Source organism: Bacillus sp. FSL H8-0545 (assembly GCF_038006105.1).
In the GTDB taxonomy this organism is placed as follows: domain Bacteria; phylum Bacillota; class Bacilli; order Bacillales; family Bacillaceae_G; genus Bacillus_A; species Bacillus_A cereus_U.
Genome location: NZ_JBBOUO010000001.1, coordinates 1,509,666 through 1,529,423, shown reverse-complemented (window position 1 = coordinate 1,529,423; position 19,758 = coordinate 1,509,666). Strand labels below are relative to the sequence as shown.

Here is a 19,758-nt window from a genome sequence, read left to right as displayed (position 1 = left end):
GCTACTAAAAATATAGACAAATGTACATTCTTAGAGTATTCCTGCTTCTGCGTGTCCTGTCTCGCCACTAACTCGCTACTACAGTTTGCTGTGACACTCCACAGGCGTAAATTCCGATGTAGCCCACCGTACATATATACAATCTATTTACGTTAGTATTGTATATATTTTTGCTTGTAAAAGGTTGATTGACGCGTTCAAATCTCTATCCATTACATTACCACAGTCACATTCATATACTCGGTCGGATAGCTTTAAGTCTGCTTTCTTTTGACCACAACATGAGCATAACTTCGACGCGGGATAGAACCTGTCTACTTGACGTAGTTCAATTCCATATTCCTCACATTTCGCCAATAACCATGTTTGAAATTTATAAAAGCATTGCTTCGCAACTGCTTTAGATAGATGTTTGTTCTTCATCATACCTTTCACATTCAAATCTTCTACTGTAATAAATGTTGGCTTGGTTTTCACCACATCATTTACAATAGACTTTACATACGCTAATCGAATATTTGTTAGCCTGGCATGTAGTTTTTGCACTCTAAGAATATTTTTATCTATATTCGCTCTTTTGTTAGTAACAGATTGTTCACCTCTCTTTTTTATATTTTCAAATTTACGCGATAAAGAACGTTGTTCACGTTTTAACCGTTTTTCTATCTTTTTTACTTTTACTGTTTTATTAATATTTTTGTGAGTTTTTCCATCGCTACGTACAGCGAAATCCTTCACTCCTAAATCGATCCCTAAACCTGTTGAATTGAGTGTTGGCTTCGTTGCTGTTTCTTCCAATTCGCAAAGCACAGATACAAAATATCTTCCTGCTCTTTTAGATATCGTTCCGCTTTTTACAAGCGCATCCTTTGGGATATATCCATATTCTTTTAATTTCATCCATCCAATCGTAGGGATTTTTACTCTATGCCTTTCAACTGTCCAATCTGTTTTATGGTTCTTAGGGAAATAACATTTTACATCTTCATTTTTCTTTTTCTTGTAGCGTGGAAACTTAGATAAACCCTTAAAAAACCGCTTAAAAGCTTTATCCCCGTTCATAATCGCTTGTTTTACAGCTTTACTCGACACTTCTTTAATCCACTGATCGCACTCTGTTGTATAAATGTTGTTTAGCCATTTAGAAAAGTCATAGCCACTAAGAAATTTCCCCTCAGATTCATATATCTCTTTGTTTTTAGATAGATATAGATTGTAAACATACCTGCACACTCCAATCGTTTGATTAATCTTGGTTATTTGTTCACTTGTCGGTTTAATCTCTATTAGATATGCTTTTTTCATAGCTCTTCATCCTCCGACATTTTCTTTTTATATTTTCTCAATCCATATATCCTACAACTACATACATGAATGATAGATATCAAATACTGAGCAAGCTCTGCTTGCGGAGAGGTTTGTTTTTTCTATATAAATAGATTAAAAACTTTCTTTTTAGCCTGGAGAGAAGCTCCAGCCTTGTTTAGAAGCGGTCAAGGCTTATTTCCCCCTCGTCCCGTGTATTAAAACACAAAGATAAAGTAAGCATAAGTCCTCTTTTCATAGCCGTTTATTAGCTTTAGAGCAATGACTATATCAATTTATAAGGAGTATCTATTATGCATATTGGTACGAGTGTTTTAAGTATGCATGCTAGGCAGTCTTCGTACGAGATGAATATTGCGATGGAGCATTTAGTTGCACTTAATACGGTTTCACCAGCTAATCAAATTCCTCAAATAGTTTCTAAGTTACTAAAATCTTAAACAGACCTTCATATTTGAATAATTCCATAAAAATAAAAAGGTCAGTGAAACTTTAATTAGTCGAGGTTTTATCTATCTCCACTAATTAATAGTATACAAACAACAAAATAAACAGATAGAGAGGTTAGGATGTATATTAAATACATCCTAACCTCTCTATCTTTAAGCAAAGCAAACCTATCCTATATAAATAATATCCTCCGCTAAAGAAATAAACATCTCCCCAACAAATGAATCTTCATCATATACACATGAGCCATTATTCTCTTCACGTTTTGCAAATGGTATTTGGGCGATTACTTCTGTTTGCAGTTGTTCTGCTAACATTTCGCCGCCACCTTTTCCAAAAAGATAGTTTCTTGAGCCGTCTTGTTCTTCGTAATATGCCATGTTTTCAACGATACCTAAAATATCGTGTTTCGTATGTTTTGCCATTACTCCTACTCTAGACGCGACAAATGAAGCTACGTTATGAGGAGTTGTAACGATTATTTCCTTCGCTTGTGGAATCATTGCAGCGACATCAATGGCAACGTCTCCTGTTCCAGGTGGTAAATCTAGAAGAAGATAGTCTAGTTCTCCCCAGTGCGTGTTCGCAAGGAAGTTTTGAATCCATTTGTTTAACATCGGTCCGCGCCACATGACTGGGTTATTGCCTTCTGTAAAAAATCCCATCGACATAATTTTAACACCATGACTTACGACTGGAATTGCTGTTTGATCGATCATTGTTGGTTTTTCATTCGTTTCCATCATAGCTGGGATACTAAATCCGTATATATCTGCATCTAAAATTCCAACCTTTTTCCCCATACGTGCTAAAGCAGTAGCAAGGTTAATCGTCACAGTTGATTTTCCGACTCCGCCTTTTCCGCTCGTTATAGTAATAAAATGTACCCCTGAATCAGGTCGAAGCATACTAGGCATTCCTGTTTCTGTTCTAGCTTCTTTCTTTAAAGACGCTGTTAATGCTGCTCTTTCTCCCGGTGTCATCGATCCGAATGTTAAAGAAACTTTTGATGCCCCAATGTTTCGAAGAGATTCTTCAATATCTTGTTGAATTTTTGCTTTTAACGGACAACCTTGTATCGTTAAAACTACTTTTAGTTGAATCTCCGTACCATCAATATTTATATTTCTAACCATGTTTAATTCCACAATACTTTTGTGTAACTCTGGATCTTCTACATGGCTTAAAGCGTTCATAATTTGTTCGTGAGTAATCATCATACACATTCCTTCCATTGTAATTATTTTACTTGATGAAAAAAGTCTCCGCTTTTCCCACCCGTTTTTTGAACTAAATATGTTTCTTTCATGACCATCGTTTTATCAACTGCTTTACACATATCGTAAAAAGTAAGGGCGGCAATCGATACGGCAGTTAATGCTTCCATTTCTACTCCTGTTTTTCCGCTGCATTTTACAGTTGCTCGTATCGTTAACTCATACCCATCACTTGTCTTTTCATAATGAAACGTAAAGTCTGTTCCTTGGATTAATATCGGGTGACACATCGGAATAATATCCGCTGTTTTTTTAGCACCGATTATGCCAGCCACTTGTGCTACTTGAAGCGGGTCTCCTTTTTTCAATCCTCCGTTTTGAATTGCTTCAAATAGTTCATTTGATAAAGAAATTGTACTTTGCGCAATAGCTGTGCGTGTTGAACTATCCTTTTGAGAGATATCAACCATTTTAGCTCTTCCCTCTTCATTCCAGTGCGAAAATTCACTCATAATGATTCTCCTTAACGTATGAAAATTTTGATACTCAAATAGAAAAAATTAACCTCCACTTACAGGCGGGATAAACGCAACGGTATCTCCGGCTTTTACAGTATTTTCGTCCGTTACAAATTCTTCATTAATTGCCACCATAACTTTATCTAGCGTCTGTAATTGATAGTTATCTTTCAGCCATTTTTTCAATTGATGAACATTCATCTCTCGTTTTTCTATTATTGCTAATCTCTCTGAACCGACTTCTTCTCGTAAATTTGCGAACAGTAAAATTGTAATCATTCTCTCATTCTTCTTTCTTTGGTTTTCCTTCTGGATATGGAGTACTTTCGAGTTGATCTCCAATCCACTCCGTTCCATCTTCCCAAAATTCTTTTTTCCAAATTGGGATGATTCTCTTTATACGTTCAATTGCGTATTCATTCGCTTCGTACGCTACTTTACGATGTGGTGACGATACTGCAATGACAACTGCGATATCCATTATTTCTAATCGTCCTACTCGGTGCGTGATTGCTATTTTTGCATCCGGCCACTGTTTCTTAATTTCTTCTCCAATTTCAGTAAGCTTTTTTACTGCCATCGGTTTATATGCTTCATACTCAAGATGTAACGTTCGTTTTCCTTTCGTTAATTCCCTAACCGTTCCAATAAAAGTTGTAATGGCTCCCGCTTCTCGTCTTGCTACTTTATTCGTTACTTCTTCGACTACAATCGGAGTATCTACAATTTCAAATCGAGCTTGTCCCATCAAAACCTCTCCCCACTTTTCGGAATGTCCAAGGCCATTCACTACCTTCCTTATCTTCTAATAAAAGAACGTCTACAAACATCCCTTTCTTATATCCTCTCGTTCCGCCTGGTAGTACGATAAAAATGTTTGATTCAGCTAATGAAGAAACGGAACTAGATTTATCAAATCCTGATGGATAAGCGATTAGTTGTCCTTCGTTATACTTCAGCTTACCTCGTACAAATCTTGTAAATGGGTTCGGTTTTAGAAAATCTTCTCCGAGCATTGCTTTTTCTCGTTTTACATGTGGTTTTTCGCTAAACATATACGTACGAATGCTAGGTTTTACGAATAATTCAAAGCCTACGTAACAAGCAGATGGATTTCCTGATAATCCGAATAGTAATTTTCCATTTAATTGCGCTACTGTCGTGACACTTCCCGGCCGCATGGCTACTTTATTAAAAAGAACTGACGCGCCTAATTTTTCGTATATCGCTGGCAAATAATCGTAATCCCCTACCGAAACACCACCAGTTGTAATTAACATATCCACTTCACTTAACGCTTTCTTCACTGCTTCGTAGCACGTATTAAAATCGTCACTAAACTTCCCAAAGTATTTTACTCTTCCACCAGCTCTTCGAATTTGAGACGATATCATATACGTATTACTATTTCGAATTTTCCCAGGTTGTAGTTCTTCATTTACATCGAGAAGCTCACTCCCAGTCGCTAATAGTCCAATGATAGGCTTTTTCGCTACTGGCACTTCGCTATAACCGAATGTAGCAAGAAGAGCTGAAATACCTGGATTAATGTAACAACCCCTTTTTGCGAGAACAGTTCCTTTACGCGCATCTTCACCTTGAAAGGAAATATTGTCCCCTTCTTTAAATGAGCGCCTCACTTCCATATAGCTTTTTCCGATATTCTCATATTGACGATGACGAGTCAGTTCTAGCATGACGACCGCGTTACATCCTTTCGGAATTTGTGCCCCTGTCATAATTCGAACTGCTTGAAACGCTTCTACTTCTTTATGGAATACAGAGCCTGCTCCAATTTCACCGATTACTTCAAATACAATTGGATTCTCACGACTTGCCCTCGAAGTATCTTCTGCCCTAATAGCAAATCCATCATATGGCGAGCGATCGAAAGATGGGACATAGTGATCCGCTACTAAATCGTCTGCTAACGTACGCCCGTATGCTAATTCAAGTGGTACTAGTTCTTTTACACCACAATTAGCAAATCCCATTACTTTACGAACAGCCTCCTCAACTGTAATCGGCACTCTTCTTTCCATCATTACCAATCCCTTTCTATTAGCCTAATAACCGATAGTATAGTTGTTTCGCTTTTTGAATTTCATTCGTTCCATGAATAAATACACGCCCATCTTGAAAAATGACGATGCGATAATCTTCTAATTGGCAAGAGAGCAAATACGGATTCCGCTCTACTTTCCCGTGGTTTTTTAATACTTTTTCTAACTCATCAAAGTTGTAATGACTATTATGCGCCGGTCTAATTTGAACTGTATTTCTTCCGCATAACACAGCTGTCTTCGTTTGATTTTCGTATGATAAATAAGGATAAGTTCTATTTGTTCCGCACGAAGGACAATCTTCCGTTTTGATTTTTCCTAGTTTGATAGAATGATGTTGATTACTCCATATATCAAACATTAAAAAAGTTTTTCTAATTGCTGCGTAATCTTCTACTAAAATTTTGAATGCTTCTGCCACTTGATACGCTGCGACGATTTGAACAGCAGGACTAATAATTCCAACTGTGTCACACGTAGCACCTGTAACAGGAACACTTTTCAATACGCAATGTAAACACGGTGTTTTCTTCGGAATAATTGTATAGCTCATGCCATAACTTCCGACACAAGAACCGTAAATCCAAGGGATATTGTGTTTTTGTGATATATCATTGATCACGAACCGAATATCGAAATTATCTGTAGCATCAATAATGACATCGACACCACCTAATAAAGCTTCCATATTATCTACTCTTGCATCCATTACAAGAGCTTGAATTTGCACGTCTGAATTAATTTGTTTTAAACGATTCTGTGCTGCGATTGCTTTTGGTAACTTTTCTATCGCATCTTGTTCAGCATAAAGTTGTTGCCGCTGTAAATTACTCCATTCTACGTAATCACGATCAATAATCGTTAATTTTCCGATACCTGCACGTACAAATGACTCTGCACTGGCACTTCCTAATGCACCTGCCCCTATTATTAACACATGCTTATTTCTAATTTTCTCTTGCCCCTTACTTCCAATAGGAGTGAACAACTGTTGTCGTGAATACCGCTCTATCATGAGGTAGCCTTCCTTTCATGTAAAAATCAGCTTCATATACTGTTATTTTTTCAATACATCTTCTTCGGTAGCACTTTGTTTCTGGTAACAAGAAAAATAAGCGAATCCAACAAATCCAGCTCCGCCAATTACATTTCCGATAAAGACAGGAACAAAGTTTTTAGCAAGATCCATCCACGTAAGGTGCCCCGCAAAAATAACTGCTGAAATGACAAACATATTTGCTACTACTTGCTGAAATCCAATTACGACAAACGCCATAATCGGAATCCAAATTCCAACAATTTTCCCAATTAAATCGTTCGTTCCGTACGCTAACCAAATCGCAAGGCAAACGAGCCAGTTACAGCCAATCGCTAAAATTAACGTTCTCCCAAAAGTTTCATGTAACTTATCTTGAGCTATAGCTATCGTTTTATTTAAATAGGCTCCTTCAGTTAACCCGCCAAGATGACCGAAACAATACGCTACAAAAAGTGCACCTGCGAAGTTAGTTAAAGTGATCCACGCCCAATTGTTTAACACATGTTTCAATGAAATTTTCCGTGCATACAGTGCCATGGCCATTGACATCATATTTCCCGTAATTAATTCTCCTCCTGCTAAAACAACTAGCATAAGTCCAATAGGAAAAACTGCTCCTCCTATAAAATTGACTAGGCTTCCCCACTGCTCCGGTACATTACCTAGAACACGAATATTAAGTAAAAATCCTAAGGAAATGAATGCCCCTCCTAAAAAGCCAAGAATAAGCATCGCGGATAACGGTTGCCTTACCTTTTGAACACCGGATTCAATCACAAGCGCAGCAATTTGTTCCGGTTTATGAAATGCCATAACCAATTCCTCCATTTTTCTCATCTAAAAAAAGCAGCACCAAAAACCCTTAACATCGTAAGGACTTTTGAATGCTGCTTAATCTCTCTGCATATCTCTTACAGAAATATCAATCATCATTTTTACTATACTCATAGAAAATGTACAAAACTTGCACATTTCCCACTATTTACGTTAACAAAGAGAATCTACATTCATAGTAGTTTCTCAGCCGCCGATATGCGACATTTCAATTTTCGGCATTGTTTTTTTATTCGTATTGCTTAATCGTTCATCTGAATAACGGTCTGAACGATTATTCCAAATGTCACGAATAACATTAGTAATCTCCTCATCCGTATATCCAGAACGAAGTAATTCTTTAAGATCGTTTCCTTTAGACGCAAACAAACATGTATACAATTTTCCTTCTGCGGAAATACGCGCTCTTGTACATGATGAACAGAACGAATCTGTTACAGATGAAATAATTCCTATTTCTTCATTACTACCGATATAGCGATAACGTGTCGCAACTTCACCCGGATAGTTCGCCTCAATACGTTCAAGCCGCATAACTTTATGAATCGTCTCTAATATTTCTTGCTTAGAAACTACTTCGCCTAATTCCCAGCCGTTAAAATTTCCGACATCCATATATTCAATGAACCGAAGGATATGCTTATTCTCTTTAAAGTACTCTGCCATCTGAACGATGTCTTGTTCATTTTTCCCTTTTTGGACAACCATGTTCATTTTAATTTTCATTCCGGCTTCCGCTGCAGCCTGTATTCCTGCAAGAACCGTTTTTACTTTACTTCTATTCCCATTTAAATAAGAGAAACGTTCTTCATTTAACGAGTCTAAACTAACTGTCACACGAGATAAACCCGCCTTATATAAATCAGGAGCAAACTTTTTAAGTAATGATCCATTTGTCGTTAAACCGATATCCTCTACGCCATCAATTTTGTTTAGCCGCTGTATGAGTTCTGGAAGGTTTCTCCGAAGTAACGGCTCTCCCCCTGTAATACGCAACTTCCTTACACCTAAAGAAACGAAAATACGTGTAATCCTTTCAATTTCATCAAAAGATAAAATTTTATCATTAGACAAAAAAGAATAATCACGACCAAATATTTCCTCCGGCATACAATATCGACAGCGAAAATTACAGCGATCGGTAACAGAAATACGCAAGTCCTTTAAAGGACGATCCAATTTGTCTAATGTAACAGATTTCATATTTATTGCCTCGTTTCTACTTATTTATATTTACAATCCGCTCTGGATGCGTATATACATTTAAAGATTTATTACGAATGAAGCCTATTGTAGTAATCCCTAACTGCTCCGCTAGCTGCAAGGCTAACTCGGTTGGAGCGGATTTTGACAATATAATTTCACAGCCAATTTTCGCAACTTTTAATAGAATTTCAGAAGAGATACGCCCACTAAACACAATAATTTTATCACCAATCGAAATGTTATTTCTTAAACAATAGCCATAAATTTTATCTAAAGCGTTATGTCTTCCTATATCCATGCAGCTTAAAACAATTCCACTCACATCACATAAAGCTGCATTATGGACGCCGCCTGTATGTTGAAACGTAGACGCAGATTGCTGCATATCATTCATTAACCGAAAACAATCCTCGGCAGAAATCTGTACGCGAATATCATTCATTTCTTTCGCCATCAGCGCATCGTTTGCGAAAACAAACCCTTGCCTACTCATTCCACAGCACGAAGTAATATAACGTTTGTTTTGCATGTCACGATAATAAGGATTGATTTTCGTCGTTTTTACATGGACATAGCCTTCTTTTTCTTGCACCCATATTTCATCAATATCTTCATACTTTCGGATAATGCCTTCAGAGGCTAAAAAGCCAATTACCATGTCTTCAATATACTCTGGAGTACTAACCATTGTAACAAATTCCTGGTCGTTAATTTTAACCGTAACAGGAAACTCTGTTACAATGCTATCCTCTATATGCTTAAATTCCCCTTGCTCATATTTAAAAATTCCCCGTTCCACCTGAATCGATTTCACGATGAGTATCCTTCTCTCACGTTATATTTTTATCAAAGACAAACACTGAAACTGCAATATCTTCATCTACTTTCATATCAGAAAACAGATGAACTAGCTTCGCTCCAACAAGTTCTTCTAAATGTTCATGAGGATTAGCCGCATATACTTCTTGAATCATTTTCGTTCGAGCCATATGAACCATTTCCGCCCCATCCATAGTTCCCGAAATAAATTTCTCTGTAGGTGTCAAATTCCCATAAAGTGTAGCAATCGCCATGTTTTCAGCAAATACAGTATGAATTCGTTCCGGCCCTTTCCCGAACAACTCTTTTCGAAGCTTTCGGATCATATCATTAAATTCATGTACCATTTTTGACATACTCTCATTCCTTCCCAGCTAATCAATATTTACTTTTCAAATATTATTCCATCATAACCATTTTATCAAAATGACCATTTCGTCCAAACTATTTACTAATGAGACGAAATGGATCATCTTTTACACTTATCTCAAGTGCGCAAACAACATATGAAATACTATTATCGTTGCTTATTTATTCTTCTTTTAAACCTTTACCCATGCCTTTTAAAAAATGAAGACCAAATCCGATAGCACGATTAATATCTGGATCCTTCAGTACTTTCATAAGGTCTAATATTCCTACTTTTTTATTACTTTGCAAATGCTGATTTCCTTCATCCATACCTGTTAATACACTACCTATAAGCTTTTTCGTAAGTTCCGGATCAAGTTCTGTTAAAGCTCCTGCAGCGCCCATCATATTATTAATTAAATTTGTAACTGGTTCACGAGTGACTTGGCCTAGAACAATTTTTGTGATTGGTTCTTTCGCTTTCAGCATAGAATTTGCAGCTTCTAGCATCCCGATGTCATTTAGTTCACCTACTATATTAAACATTTGATTTAAAGCTTCTTCATTATTAGCTAGCAGTTCTTTTAAATCTTCAAATTTTTGTTGTTTGAGTTCTTCCTCAGTTAGCTCCTGCTTCTGGATCGCTTGAATAGGTGCTGCCATATTCTTTTCTCCTCCCTAGTTATCTCGCTATTTACGGGCAGTAAGACCCCTACCTCAAAATTCAACGAAAGCAAAGAAGTTAGGTGGGGGTCGGGCTGCCCGTAAAAGCCCGATTGGTGTGGGCTAATAATCAGTGGGAGATAAAGAAAACCCCCACTGATTAAAGTTTCACTTTATCCGTTAAGTGTACGTATCCTGGACGAGCCCACTTACGATTTACCTCAATACCGTTTTGAGGATGACGCTTTTTATTACGTGGGTTCGTTTTTGGCATCGGATTCTCTCCTTCTACTTGTAACACTTCCATACGTACTTTCGTTTGTTTATACGCAGGTGTGTTCGTACGTTGATCGACTGCCGGGCCAGTTAAGAAATTAATCGCCGTTTCTTTATCTGTCGAGTGCATCGGTAAATACAGCTCATTCGCTTTTACACGATCTGTTACAAGCGCGCGTAATTTAAGTGCTCCGAATGGAGAAACAAGACGTACTAACGAACCAGTTTTCACTCCGCGTTCCCTTGCTAACTCTGGAGAAACTTCGACGAAAACACCTGGTACTTTCGATTGAATACCAGTTGATTTATTTGTCATGTTCCCTTCATGGAAATGTTCAAGCATACGACCGTTATTAATGTGAAGATCGTATTCTGCTGGAAATTCAGCAGGACGTACCCAATCAGCTATCGCAAAACGAGCTTTTTTGTCTGGGAAGTTAAATCCATCTTGGAAAAGAAGCGGCGTATTCGTTCCATCAAAACTTCCCCAATGGAAACTGTTCCATCCTTCAAGCACTTCATAGTTTGCGTGTGCGAATAGTGGTGATAAGCTTGCCATTTCAGCAAAGATTTCACTTGGATGATTATAATTCCAGTTTGCGCCTAGTTTATTGGCAACTTGCTGTACAATCCACCAGTCTGGTTTCGCATCTTCTAGCGTCGGAAGTACTTGATATAACCTTTGTACACGACGCTCAGTATTTGTAAAAGTACCTTCTTTCTCAAGAGATGGCGCTGCTGGTAATACTACATCAGCGTATTGAGCTGTTTTAGAAAGGAACACATCTTGAACGACAAAGAACTCAAGACTTGATAACACTTCATGTACGTGATTTGCGTTAGAGTCTACAAGAGCCATATCTTCTCCAACAAGATACATTGCTTTCATTTTCCCTTCATCAATTGCGTGAAGCATTTCAATGTTATTAAGACCTGGTTTGTTATCGATTTTTACTCCGTAAGCTATTTCAAATTTCGCACGTTCTACATCGTCAGTAACGTGCTGATATCCTGGAAGCCAGCCTGGAAGTGTTCCCATATCACAAGCACCTTGTACGTTATTATGACCTCGAAGCGGATATGCACCCGCACCTGGGCGGCGATAGTTTCCTGTTGCAAGTAGTAAGTTTGAAATCGCAGCGGAAGTATCTGAACCACCAGTATTTTGCGTTACACCCATTCCCCAAAGAATACACGTACCATCTGCATCACGAATCATTTCTGCCATTTTAACGAGCGTTTCTTTTGAAATACCTGTAATCTCTTCTGCATATTCAAGCGTATATTCCGCGAGACTATCTTTGAAATCATTAAATAAGTTTACATTCTCGTCGATGAACTGCTGATCATGCCAGCCTTGATCAATCATATATTTCGTAATAGCCATTAACCATACTTGGTCTGTTCCTTGCTTTGGACTAATAAAGATATCTGAACGCTCTGCCATTTCAGTTTTACGAAGATCTGCAACAATTAGTTTTTGACCGTGAAGTTTATGCGCACGTTTCACACGAGTCGCTAATACTGGGTGACCTTCTGTTGGATTACAACCGACGATAATAACAAGACCCGATTGTGCGATATCTTTAATCGTCCCTGCATCTCCGCCCATACCAATGGTACGGAACAATCCATCTGTCGCTGGTGATTGACAATAACGTGAGCAGTTATCAACGTTATTCGTTTCGAACACTTGACGCGCTAATTTTTGAATAACATAATTATCTTCATTCGTGATTTTAGAAGATGAAATAAAGCCGATAGAGCCTTTACCGTACTCTTCTTTAATAGAGCCCAATTTATTCGCTACTACATTAAGCGCTTCTTCCCAAGTTGATTCCACGAACATTCCATTTTTACGAATTAAAGGTTTCGTAAGTCGTTTTTCAGAATTAACGAAATCCCAACCAAATTTTCCTTTTACACAAGTAGAAATTGCATTAACTGGCGCCTCAGAAGTTGGTTGTACCTTTAAAATTTCGCGCCCTTTCGTCCATACTTCAAATGAACAACCTACACCACAAAACGTACAAACCGTTTTCGTCTTCTTCGTACGAGTGTCGCGCATTGCAGCTTCTACTTCTGACACAGCAAAAATACCGCTATATCCAGGTTCAACCTCTTTAATAAGATCGACCATAGGCTCAAGAATATCCGGCTTCAGCCCAGTCATAAATCCAGCTTCACCGAGCATCGATTTCTCCATTAATGCATTACAAGGACAAATTGTTACACATTGACCGCAGCTTACACATGAAGAATCGTTAATATCTACTCCTTCGTCCCAAATAACACGCGGGCGCTCTGCCTCCCAATCAATAGATAACGTTTCATTTACTTGTAAGTTTTGACACACCTCTACACATTGACCGCACGCAATACATTGATTCGGGTCATAGCGGTAAAATGGATGGGACATATCAACTTCGCCTGTATCAACTTTTGGTTCGTAAGGATATTTTTGATGCTCAATTTCCATTAATTCTGCCGTATTATGCAATTTACAATTCCCATTATTGTTGTCACATACCGTACAGTAAAGTAAATGATTTTCTAGTAAACGGTCCATCGCCTCATGTTGTGCTGCCTTCGCACTAATAGAGGACAACTCAATATTCATACCGTCCGTCACTACTGTAGAACACGATCGCACTAGCTTTCCATTCACTTCTACAATACAAGTATCACACGTTTGAATAGGATCCACTTCCGGCACGTAACAAATTTGTGGATGTTCAATTTCGTTCTCATTAATAATGCCCAGTATAGTTGAACCAGGCTCAGCATTATACTCTTTGCCGTCAATTGTAATATGAACCATGCTGTCGTTCATGGTTACTCCCCCTTTTTGAGAATAAAAAAAACTCCACCACGAAAATATACGCACCACATTTTTGGCACGTTATCATCATGGTGGAGTAGTTTATTAGCACATCTTGCTAAAATACCAATCCATTTATTCATAAATAAAATGATAGATTCATAACAGGTCATATCACGATTCCATCTTTAACACTGTAATTATAGCGTTAAATCGAAAAATACACAATATAATTATCATTAAAAAGGACAAAGCACATAATGCTCTGACCCTTTTATTACCTTTCGGGATTATTTTCGGCTGACTTATTTCCCGGTGCAAACCAACCAATTAGTGCGATCGCAACTAATACTCCATAGAAGATCAACGTCCAAGTTGTACTGTGCGGAAAATCATGGTCTAAAATACCAATATCCTCATGAGCCAGTGTAATTACAGCTAATTTGACACCAACCCAAGCAACAATCGCATATGCCGTTGTTTCCAATGCTGGCCGTTTCTCAAGAAGCCCCACAAACCAAGTTGCCGCAAATTTAATTAAAATAAGTCCGGCAATTCCGCCAAGAAGTACAACAATGAACTGTCCTCCATCCATACCTCCAAAATCGTCAAGCGGTGAATCCGGAAGCCCCAGGGCAAGAGCAACTGCCGCTAATATTGAATCAATCGCGAAAGCAAGGTCAGCTAATGCAATTTTCCCTACTGTGAACCAGTAGCTTTTACCTGCCGCTTCCTTTTCATCGTCCTCATGAATATTTTGATTGTCTTTTCCGAATTGCGCCTGAATGACATGTTTCAGTCCTAAATAAAGAAGATAGGCTGCTCCTATTGCTTGTATTTGCCAAACATTTGCAATAAATGAAATCGCAAACAGGGCTGCAAATCGAAAAACAAAGGCCATAATGATTCCGTAATTTATAGCTTTTTTCTTCTGTTCTTCGGGTAAATGTTTGGCTATAACTGCTAATACAAGGGCATTGTCCGCCGATAACAATCCTTCTAATCCAATTAAAATTAATAATGCCCAAGCATACTCTAGCCATATTGAATCCATCCACTTCTCTCCTTTCTAAAACAAAAATGAGGTAAAGACTTTGCTATCAATAGAATTTCCTATTAAGCCAAATTAAATGCTAAAACTTACGACTAAAACATTTAGACAGTCAATTTTCTGTCCTCTATTTTTTAGAATTTCTACAAAAAAAACAGGTTTAGATTGTGCTTTTCATCCGTATCAAAACCGTAAACGAATGACATGGCCTCTTTTTCCAAGCCACGTCGACATTTGATTTATCGTTAATCACACATTATTAATTTCAGTTTCACTACCAATGTTTTTACAAAATACATATTTCTTTTTTTGAACATTTTCATACAAAATAAAAGGGAAATACATAGTGTATATGTATTTCCCTTTTATTTTGTACCCATTTTTATTATGATACAGTCATAACCTGACCACTACTATCAACCAGAATTTTCATTTTTCCGTCTTGAGCGTTATATAATCCCAGCTTATGTAAATCTTGTTTACACTCTTTTACGAAGAAAGGCAACGTACGAATTTGATCGATATCAGAGCTCGTAATGAAATGAATTAAATGATGCGTTATTTCTTTAATATCATGTACAAGGTCTTCCTTCTCTCGTTTTAACCTTTCATTTTCAGCACGTAATGAATGCACTTCACCTTCAAGACCCCGAGCGTTCTTCTCTTCTTTCGAGCGCCCTGCAGCCATGCTAGAAAGCTTATAAATCCCCGCCATGAACTGATGCAATTCGTGTTCTTTCTTTTCACTACATTGACTAATTGTTTCAAAGTTATCCACGATGCCAGATATAACTGTTACGAGGCTTTTTTCATCTTCTTCATTTCGAACGTCTTCATTTACTTCCTGCTTGCTTTCTTGTTTTATCTCAGCAATTGTCTCTTTTACAGGTGCATATTTACGTTTTCGCCCCGGTTTTTGTTTTTCGATATTTTCAAACGGGATTTCTTGTTTTTTTAATTTATAATACGTGTTCTGTAATTGACTTTCTGTTTTCAGAAATAAATTCAGTTCATTTTTACTAGCATATTTTGAAATGTTTGCGATGTTTAAGCCTTGACGCTGACAAAATTGATATACTTCATACAATAGTTCTAGTTCAGACTTCAACCATGTAATCTCTGATTTTTCATATACTCGCATACCGCCATTTTTTTCTATATCTATTTGAAATAATACCATTCTATTATATAAATCGATAAGCTCTTCATACTTTATTCGGAATTGTTTCTCTATTTTTTTAAATTCCGCCTCTAATTTCATATCGTTCGTTTTATTATTTGACATGTTTTGTAAAAGACTTAATACATTGATTGCTGTGTGGTGATACATAATATGTGTCACTCCCCCTCATCCTTTCACAATTCTCATCTGACTCCCATGTCTTTTAAGAAAATAGAAATTTCCACATATCCATATTATAACATTTCGAAATTATCTGTCAAATAATTAACATACAAAAAAGTATGTAAATAATAGAAAAGATTTTTTAAGAAAATAATAAAAAAATCTAACACGATGCTATACCAATAAAATGTGTTTAATTATATTATATGGTATTTCTAATGTAATTTCACCGAAAAATTTTGCGCTATCACGAAATATTACTAACACAATCCAGATTATGTATAACAATTTAGTGTTTTAAAACAAGAAAAAAGGGGGCCACATATCTATCTACTATCATTGTTTTGATTCCTTGTGGCACCCCTTATATTAGCTGTTTGCTACTTTTGTTAAAGCTTCAATAACACGATCCGCTTGGAATGGCTTTACAATAAAGTCTTTTGCCCCGCCTTTAATTGCATCTAACACCATACCTTGTTGTCCCATTGCGGAACAAATGACAACCTTTGCACTCGAATCAATTTTCATAATTTCTTTTAATGCTTCAAGTCCGTCCATTTCAGGCATCGTAATATCTAGTGTTACAATATCAGGTTGAAGCTCTTTATACTTTTGAATCGCTTCTACCCCATTCTCTGCTTCACCGATAACTTCAAATTCAGAATTACTTTTTAACAAGTTTTTAATCATTGTTCGCATGAACATCGCATCATCTACAACTAAAATTTTATGTGCCATTCTTTTCGGTTCTCTCCTTACTATGTATAAAAATATCTTAATATTTCACCTTATCATTCTCACTCATTATACAAAATAAAACGATAAAATTTAATATTTTTTTAAAAGAATTTCTGTATTTTTATTATTTTATTACTAAAATAGAAATATATTATTCCTTAATATATATTACAACGCGACGGTTCTTCTCCCAATTTTATGGTGAATCATTTGGTGCTACTGGTTTTGTGTCTGCATATCCTACCGCTGCTAACCTTTTATCATCCACATTATACACTTCAATTAAATGATGAATCATATTAGCTGCACGCGCTGAAGATAATTCCCAATTTGAAGGAAATTTCTCATTATGAATTGGTCTGCTATCTGTATGTCCTTCTACAACAATTGGATTTGGTACTGATTGGAAGAACCCTACTAATTGACTAATTATTTCTTTCGCTTCCGGCTTAACATTCGCATCACCTGTATCGAATATTAAATTGTCTACTATAACGATGCTAACACCTGTATCTTCTCGATATACATTCACTTGACTAACACCATTATTATCCACATATGCTTTTAACTTTTTATACAATTCATCCATGCGCTTTTTTGAAACTGCTTTTTCATCATTTTTTTCATGTGAAATATCTGGTATTGTATTTTCCATTACTTTTGCATTTACTTGCTCCGCGTCACTGAACTTTTCAAGCATCTTTGATAATTTTACTGTATCTTGCTTTGAAGTCGCAACTAGTAATACAAAGAAAGTTAGCAATAACATCGTTAAATCAGTAAAAGTCGTCATCCAACGAGGCGATCCTCTTTGCGGTCGCTTGCTCATCATACCACTCCTCAAACTACTAGGCTGCTCGTTTTTCTTTTTTTATCTTCGTTTCATATACGTATGTATCAAGTTTTAACTTTAATTTGGAAGGAATTTGTCCTCGGTACAGCTCTGAAATTGCTTCTATTACAAACTTCTTCTCTGTATACAAATCTTCAATACCGCGATACACCTTTTCAGATAACGGTATTGCAATCATATTTGCAATCAAAGATCCATATAATGTCGTCAACATCGCAACTGCCATCCCTGTACCAATTTGTGAGGTATCTTGTAAGTTTTGCAACATAATAATAAGACCAATTAATGTTCCTATCATGCCCCATGCTGGAGCGAAATCACCAATTTTATCTAATAATGTCGCTCCTTTTCTTAACTCATACACTTCAGTTTCAACATCTTTCATTAACACTTCTTTTAATTCCACTTCATCATAGCCGCTTAACATTAAACGAATTCCCTTTTGAATAAAAGGATTGTCTACTTGCTCTCCATCAAATTCTAAAGAAAGTAAGCCGTGTTTTTTAGACTTTTTCGAAAAATCAACGAACAAATCCGTTAACTGTTCTAAATCTTCTTCTCTTCTATGTAAAACAGTAAAAATACTTTTCGTATATTTTTTTATTTCTCCAAATCTATATGCCACAACGATTGTCGCTGTTGTTCCTCCTATAACGATTAAAATAGATGAAACATCTAAGAAGTTTTTAAAACCTTTTATTCCACCGCCGCCAAGCATGATTGCCGCTATTACAATCGCAAAACCTACTATAATGCCAATTGGGCTAGAAATGTCAAACTTCCTTTTTTTTCTTTGTGGTCTAGCTAATACTTGATTTTCATCTCCCATATTCCTGCCCTTCCTTTTCATTTTTATAAAACATTTTTTTATTTTAATAATACGTTTTCACATATAACATTCATTATACGCTTATCATCTATTTATCGCAATATACTCATAAAATTGACACATTTCATTTCCATATTAGAATTATAGTATGGAAATATGAGGAGGATCACGATGGAACATAAAATTTTGCAAGTCATTGCATTAGCAGAAAAACTAAAATATGAAATGCGACATAGTTGGCTTTCTAACGGACGTCAAGAAAGTGTTGCTGAACATACGTGGCGTATGTCCTTAATGGCTATCTTAGTTGAGCCTTATTTGGATCAAAAAGTACACATAGAAAAATTACTTAAAATGGTCATAATTCACGATCTTGTTGAAGCAGAAGCTGGTGATATTCCTGCCTTTGATACAATGAATAGCCATGAATTACAATTACAAAAACAAAAAAATGAGCAAAAGGCTATTTTAAATATTAAACATACACTAGAAGGTTCTCTTGGTGAAGAATTATACGATTTATGGATGGAGTTCGAAGCGAAAGAAACGTATGAAGCAAAAGTTGCTAACGCGCTTGATAAACTTGAAGTGAAAATTCAGCATAACGAAGCTGATATTGATACTTGGCTACCAATTGAGCATAAAATGACTTTCCAAGTTGGTAAACATACAGATTTTGACTCTTTCTTGTCTAAATTACAAAAAATCATTGAACAAGACGGAGAAAAAAAATTAATCGCTGCTGGCATTGATGTTGAAGCATGCAAACAGTAACCATTTAATTATGAAATAAGACACTCATTTTGAGTGTCTTATTTCATAATTGTTGATATTGCTTGCTTATAAATAAGTTGTTGTTTTCCATCTACTAACATTAAGACTGTAAATCTATCTACTCCAACTACTTCCCCTACTATTCTTACTCCGCTCTTTAAAAATGTAGTAACTGCACCTTTTTCTTCTTTTATTTGTTTATACAACTCTTCTTGTAAGTGTTCCATAAATGTTCTCCCCTTTACAAATAAATAATCCTAATATAAAAAAATAAAGATTAATCACTTATATACTTTGTCTTTTATATTCATAAACTTATTAATTAGTATATCCAAATCTCGACTAAATAACAAAACTTTATTATGATCTAATCCATGTTGGACAACAAGTTGAATTAACTCTTTCTTTTTGTGTTCTATTTTATTGTGTAATTGTCCCATCTCCATCTCTATACTAAAACTCCCTTTTCCCATAATATTACTTGTAAAATTATAGTGCATTTTCACTCATAAAAAAATAAAAAAATGGTTTTTTTTACAAATTTTATATTTATGAAAAGAAATTTTAATGTAATTGTAAGTTACA

At 36.3% G+C, this 19,758-nt stretch carries 22 protein-coding genes and 2 pseudogenes; 2 read left to right on the top strand and 22 right to left on the bottom strand.

Annotation, left to right across the window (positions count from 1 at the left end):
- Positions 1-147: 147 nt before the first annotated feature.
- Both MHI07_RS08095 and MHI07_RS08090 read right to left on the bottom strand, forming a co-directional pair.
- A complete protein-coding gene (locus MHI07_RS08095; protein WP_445661747.1) occupies positions 148-1,305 on the bottom strand; it encodes an RNA-guided endonuclease InsQ/TnpB family protein in 1,158 nt (385 codons plus the stop codon).
- A pseudogene (locus MHI07_RS08090) lies at positions 1,302-1,415 on the bottom strand (IS607 family transposase); the annotation flags it as partial. The gene MHI07_RS08095 and the pseudogene MHI07_RS08090, both read right to left, overlap by 4 nt.
- A gap of 204 nt (positions 1,416-1,619) precedes the next feature.
- Here MHI07_RS08090 and MHI07_RS08085 point away from each other — a divergent pair.
- Positions 1,620-1,766 carry a hypothetical protein gene (locus tag MHI07_RS08085; RefSeq protein WP_340822965.1) on the top strand — a complete coding sequence of 49 codons (147 nt, stop codon included), beginning with the start codon at positions 1,620-1,622 and terminating at the stop codon, positions 1,764-1,766.
- 177 nt (positions 1,767-1,943) lie between these two features.
- On the opposite strand, the gene MHI07_RS08080 is transcribed toward MHI07_RS08085, so the two are convergent.
- The 18 genes and pseudogenes from MHI07_RS08080 to MHI07_RS07995 form a co-directional block, all read right to left on the bottom strand.
- Entirely contained in the window at positions 1,944-2,996 is a 1,053-nt protein-coding gene (locus MHI07_RS08080) for a P-loop NTPase (RefSeq protein WP_340822963.1), read from the bottom strand.
- 20 nt (positions 2,997-3,016) lie between these two features.
- On the bottom strand, positions 3,017-3,505 hold the full coding sequence (gene moaC / locus MHI07_RS08075) for a cyclic pyranopterin monophosphate synthase MoaC (protein ID WP_340822962.1): 489 nt from the start codon (positions 3,503-3,505) through the stop codon (positions 3,017-3,019).
- A gap of 48 nt (positions 3,506-3,553) precedes the next feature.
- Positions 3,554-3,790 (bottom strand): molybdopterin converting factor subunit 1, encoded by a 237-nt coding sequence (gene moaD, locus MHI07_RS08070; protein WP_340822960.1) that lies wholly within the window; start codon positions 3,788-3,790, stop codon positions 3,554-3,556.
- A 4-nt stretch (positions 3,791-3,794) separates the two neighbouring features.
- The gene (locus MHI07_RS08065) at positions 3,795-4,259 is read right to left on the bottom strand and encodes a molybdenum cofactor biosynthesis protein MoaE (RefSeq protein ID WP_340822958.1); all 465 of its coding nucleotides are present in this window, start codon (positions 4,257-4,259) and stop codon (positions 3,795-3,797) included.
- The gene (locus tag MHI07_RS08060; RefSeq protein ID WP_340826885.1) at positions 4,240-5,553 is read right to left on the bottom strand and encodes a molybdopterin molybdotransferase MoeA; all 1,314 of its coding nucleotides are present in this window, start codon (positions 5,551-5,553) and stop codon (positions 4,240-4,242) included. The genes MHI07_RS08065 and MHI07_RS08060 overlap by 20 nt, the downstream gene beginning before the upstream one ends.
- Before the next feature lie 19 nt (positions 5,554-5,572).
- Positions 5,573-6,589 (bottom strand): molybdopterin-synthase adenylyltransferase MoeB, encoded by a 1,017-nt coding sequence (locus tag MHI07_RS08055; RefSeq protein ID WP_340822956.1) that lies wholly within the window; start codon positions 6,587-6,589, stop codon positions 5,573-5,575.
- Between the two features lie 42 nt (positions 6,590-6,631).
- Positions 6,632-7,426: a formate/nitrite transporter family protein gene (locus MHI07_RS08050; RefSeq protein ID WP_340822953.1), complete on the bottom strand. Its 795-nt coding sequence runs from the start codon at positions 7,424-7,426 to the stop codon at positions 6,632-6,634.
- A gap of 207 nt (positions 7,427-7,633) precedes the next feature.
- Positions 7,634-8,650: a GTP 3',8-cyclase MoaA gene (gene moaA, locus MHI07_RS08045; protein ID WP_340822951.1), complete on the bottom strand. Its 1,017-nt coding sequence runs from the start codon at positions 8,648-8,650 to the stop codon at positions 7,634-7,636.
- A 16-nt stretch (positions 8,651-8,666) separates the two neighbouring features.
- On the bottom strand, positions 8,667-9,467 hold the full coding sequence (gene fdhD, locus MHI07_RS08040) for a formate dehydrogenase accessory sulfurtransferase FdhD (protein WP_340822949.1): 801 nt from the start codon (positions 9,465-9,467) through the stop codon (positions 8,667-8,669).
- Between the two features lie 16 nt (positions 9,468-9,483).
- On the bottom strand, positions 9,484-9,828 hold the full coding sequence (locus MHI07_RS08035; RefSeq protein ID WP_340822947.1) for a DUF2294 domain-containing protein: 345 nt from the start codon (positions 9,826-9,828) through the stop codon (positions 9,484-9,486).
- 175 nt (positions 9,829-10,003) lie between these two features.
- Positions 10,004-10,486 carry a DUF1641 domain-containing protein gene (locus MHI07_RS08030; protein ID WP_340822944.1) on the bottom strand — a complete coding sequence of 161 codons (483 nt, stop codon included), beginning with the start codon at positions 10,484-10,486 and terminating at the stop codon, positions 10,004-10,006.
- Between the two features lie 160 nt (positions 10,487-10,646).
- Positions 10,647-13,595, bottom strand: a complete 2,949-nt coding sequence (fdhF, locus tag MHI07_RS08025; RefSeq protein WP_340822942.1) for a formate dehydrogenase subunit alpha — start codon at positions 13,593-13,595, stop codon at positions 10,647-10,649.
- A pseudogene (locus MHI07_RS08020) lies at positions 13,564-13,756 on the bottom strand (hypothetical protein). Before MHI07_RS08020 ends, fdhF begins: the two are co-directional and overlap by 32 nt.
- 104 nt (positions 13,757-13,860) lie before the next feature.
- Positions 13,861-14,637 (bottom strand): TerC family protein, encoded by a 777-nt coding sequence (locus MHI07_RS08015; RefSeq protein ID WP_002202537.1) that lies wholly within the window; start codon positions 14,635-14,637, stop codon positions 13,861-13,863.
- Positions 14,638-15,019: 382 nt separating this feature from the next.
- Positions 15,020-15,964, bottom strand: a complete 945-nt coding sequence (locus MHI07_RS08010) for a DNA-binding domain-containing protein (RefSeq protein WP_340826884.1) — start codon at positions 15,962-15,964, stop codon at positions 15,020-15,022.
- A gap of 384 nt (positions 15,965-16,348) precedes the next feature.
- Positions 16,349-16,717, bottom strand: a complete 369-nt coding sequence (locus MHI07_RS08005; RefSeq protein ID WP_000940577.1) for a response regulator — start codon at positions 16,715-16,717, stop codon at positions 16,349-16,351.
- Between the two features lie 196 nt (positions 16,718-16,913).
- Entirely contained in the window at positions 16,914-17,546 is a 633-nt protein-coding gene (locus tag MHI07_RS08000; protein ID WP_340822940.1) for an OmpA family protein, read from the bottom strand.
- 19 nt (positions 17,547-17,565) lie between these two features.
- On the bottom strand, positions 17,566-18,399 hold the full coding sequence (locus tag MHI07_RS07995) for a flagellar motor protein MotP (RefSeq protein ID WP_340822938.1): 834 nt from the start codon (positions 18,397-18,399) through the stop codon (positions 17,566-17,568).
- Positions 18,400-18,570: 171 nt separating this feature from the next.
- Between MHI07_RS07995 and MHI07_RS07990 the strand changes: the two genes are divergently transcribed.
- Positions 18,571-19,173: an HD domain-containing protein gene (locus MHI07_RS07990; RefSeq protein ID WP_016104377.1), complete on the top strand. Its 603-nt coding sequence runs from the start codon at positions 18,571-18,573 to the stop codon at positions 19,171-19,173.
- A gap of 38 nt (positions 19,174-19,211) precedes the next feature.
- On the opposite strand, the gene hfq is transcribed toward MHI07_RS07990, so the two are convergent.
- Together hfq and MHI07_RS07980 are read right to left on the bottom strand one after the other, a co-directional pair.
- Positions 19,212-19,400, bottom strand: a complete 189-nt coding sequence (gene hfq, locus MHI07_RS07985) for an RNA chaperone Hfq (protein ID WP_078180501.1) — start codon at positions 19,398-19,400, stop codon at positions 19,212-19,214.
- A 54-nt stretch (positions 19,401-19,454) separates the two neighbouring features.
- Positions 19,455-19,673: an aspartyl-phosphate phosphatase Spo0E family protein gene (locus tag MHI07_RS07980; RefSeq protein WP_078180499.1), complete on the bottom strand. Its 219-nt coding sequence runs from the start codon at positions 19,671-19,673 to the stop codon at positions 19,455-19,457.
- Between the last annotated feature and the right edge of the window lie 85 nt (positions 19,674-19,758).

Excerpts from the sequence above, each read along its gene's own strand:
- MHI07_RS08035 (WP_340822947.1), bottom strand. The coding sequence starts at position 9,828 with ATGTCAAAAATGGTACATGAATTTAATGATATGATCCGAAAGCTTCGA.
- MHI07_RS08030 (WP_340822944.1), bottom strand. The coding sequence starts at position 10,486 with ATGGCAGCACCTATTCAAGCGATCCAGAAGCAGGAGCTAACTGAGGAA.
- MHI07_RS08005 (WP_000940577.1), bottom strand. The coding sequence starts at position 16,717 with ATGGCACATAAAATTTTAGTTGTAGATGATGCGATGTTCATGCGAACA.
- MHI07_RS08065 (WP_340822958.1), bottom strand. The coding sequence starts at position 4,259 with ATGGGACAAGCTCGATTTGAAATTGTAGATACTCCGATTGTAGTCGAA.
- MHI07_RS08000 (WP_340822940.1), bottom strand. The coding sequence starts at position 17,546 with ATGAGCAAGCGACCGCAAAGAGGATCGCCTCGTTGGATGACGACTTTT.
- MHI07_RS08010 (WP_340826884.1), bottom strand. The coding sequence starts at position 15,964 with ATGTATCACCACACAGCAATCAATGTATTAAGTCTTTTACAAAACATG.
- MHI07_RS08080 (WP_340822963.1), bottom strand. The coding sequence starts at position 2,996 with ATGATGATTACTCACGAACAAATTATGAACGCTTTAAGCCATGTAGAA.
- hfq (WP_078180501.1), bottom strand. The coding sequence starts at position 19,400 with ATGGAACACTTACAAGAAGAGTTGTATAAACAAATAAAAGAAGAAAAA.
- MHI07_RS08050 (WP_340822953.1), bottom strand. The coding sequence starts at position 7,426 with ATGGCATTTCATAAACCGGAACAAATTGCTGCGCTTGTGATTGAATCC.
- MHI07_RS08055 (WP_340822956.1), bottom strand. The coding sequence starts at position 6,589 with ATGATAGAGCGGTATTCACGACAACAGTTGTTCACTCCTATTGGAAGT.
- MHI07_RS07990 (WP_016104377.1), top strand. The coding sequence starts at position 18,571 with ATGGAACATAAAATTTTGCAAGTCATTGCATTAGCAGAAAAACTAAAA.
- MHI07_RS08015 (WP_002202537.1), bottom strand. The coding sequence starts at position 14,637 with ATGGATTCAATATGGCTAGAGTATGCTTGGGCATTATTAATTTTAATT.
- moaD (WP_340822960.1), bottom strand. The coding sequence starts at position 3,790 with ATGATTACAATTTTACTGTTCGCAAATTTACGAGAAGAAGTCGGTTCA.
- moaA (WP_340822951.1), bottom strand. The coding sequence starts at position 8,650 with ATGAAATCTGTTACATTAGACAAATTGGATCGTCCTTTAAAGGACTTG.
- MHI07_RS07980 (WP_078180499.1), bottom strand. The coding sequence starts at position 19,673 with ATGCACTATAATTTTACAAGTAATATTATGGGAAAAGGGAGTTTTAGT.
- fdhF (WP_340822942.1), bottom strand. The coding sequence starts at position 13,595 with ATGAACGACAGCATGGTTCATATTACAATTGACGGCAAAGAGTATAAT.
- MHI07_RS08095 (WP_445661747.1), bottom strand. The coding sequence starts at position 1,305 with ATGAAAAAAGCATATCTAATAGAGATTAAACCGACAAGTGAACAAATA.
- MHI07_RS08060 (WP_340826885.1), bottom strand. The coding sequence starts at position 5,553 with ATGGAAAGAAGAGTGCCGATTACAGTTGAGGAGGCTGTTCGTAAAGTA.
- moaC (WP_340822962.1), bottom strand. The coding sequence starts at position 3,505 with ATGAGTGAATTTTCGCACTGGAATGAAGAGGGAAGAGCTAAAATGGTT.
- MHI07_RS07995 (WP_340822938.1), bottom strand. The coding sequence starts at position 18,399 with ATGGGAGATGAAAATCAAGTATTAGCTAGACCACAAAGAAAAAAAAGG.
- MHI07_RS08085 (WP_340822965.1), top strand. The coding sequence starts at position 1,620 with ATGCATATTGGTACGAGTGTTTTAAGTATGCATGCTAGGCAGTCTTCG.